The organism is Mesorhizobium sp. M7A.F.Ca.US.006.04.2.1 (genome assembly GCF_004022915.1).
Classification (GTDB): Bacteria; Pseudomonadota; Alphaproteobacteria; order Rhizobiales; family Rhizobiaceae; genus Mesorhizobium; species Mesorhizobium ciceri.
Genome location: NZ_RZQA01001327.1, coordinates 1 through 1,070, shown reverse-complemented (window position 1 = coordinate 1,070; position 1,070 = coordinate 1). Strand labels below are relative to the sequence as shown.

Sequence of the window (1,070 nt, the reverse complement as noted above, 5' to 3'; positions counted from 1 at the left end):
GGATTGCTTTATGATGAGGCCGCACTCGATGCCGCCGAGGCGCTGACCTCGAGCTGGACGTATGAAGAAACGCTGGCGATGCGCAATGCCGTGCCGGAACAAGGCATCTCCGCACCGTTCCGCAACACCACGCTGCGCGAGATCGCGCGTGACGTGATGGTCATTTCCCGCATGGGACTGAAGAACCGTGGCAAGAAGAACCGCGACGGCTACGACGAGACCTCCTTCCTCAACACGTTGGACGAAGTGGTGGCGCGGGGCACCACCAGCGCCGAGGAGATGCTGTCGGCCTATCACACGCGCTGGGGCGGCTCGATCGAGCCGGTTTTCATGGAATACGCCTATTAACCCTCGGATTTGGCAAAGCTGACCGGCCGGCAAAAGTCGCTTCAATCGGAAGTGGAAACAAACTAGGCTTCTTCGGCGAGGATTTCCGGAGGAGACGCCGATGCCCACCTTGTTCGACATGCTGACGCAGGCCCAGAACGGCAATGGCATGCAGGCCCTTGCCCAGCAATACGGGCTTTCGATGCAGCAGACGCAAGCCGCGGTCGCTGCATTGCTGCCGGCCTTTTCGCAGGGGCTGCAACGCAACACCGCCGACCCCTATGGGCTCGGCGCCTTCATGACGGCGATGGCCAGCGGCCAGCACGCCAAGTATTTCGAGGACGCAACCCGGGCCTTCTCGCCGCAAGGCGTCGATGAGGGCAACGGCATTCTCGGGCACCTGTTCGGTTCGAAGGATCTGTCTCGCGCCGTGGCCAGCCAGGCGGCGCAAGCCAGCGGCGTCAATCAGCAGATCCTGCAGCAGATGCTGCCGGCGATCGCCTCGATGGTCATGGGCGGGCTGTTCAAGCAGACGGCAAACCAGATGCAGGCCGCCGGTGGTTTTGGCGGCGGCGGCAACAATCCGCTCGGCGAGATCATCGAGCAGATGATGCGGCAAGGCGGCGGCATGCAGGCCCCGGCGCCGCAGCCGCGCCAGGCGCCGCCGCCCCAGAACCCGATGGACAACCCGCTCGGCAAGGTGTTGCAGGACATGTTCGGCGGCGGCGCGGCTCAGCCACAGC

At 64.2% G+C, this 1,070-nt stretch carries 1 protein-coding gene and 1 pseudogene; both read left to right on the top strand.

The window, feature by feature from the left end; translation table 11 throughout:
- Positions 1 to 348, top strand: a pseudogene (locus EN925_RS37030) (glutamate--cysteine ligase); the annotation flags it as partial.
- Positions 349 to 448: 100 nt separating this feature from the next.
- Positions 449 to 1,070: DUF937 domain-containing protein (locus tag EN925_RS37025; protein ID WP_128337423.1), on the top strand; the 622-nt coding region annotated here is incomplete at its 3' end.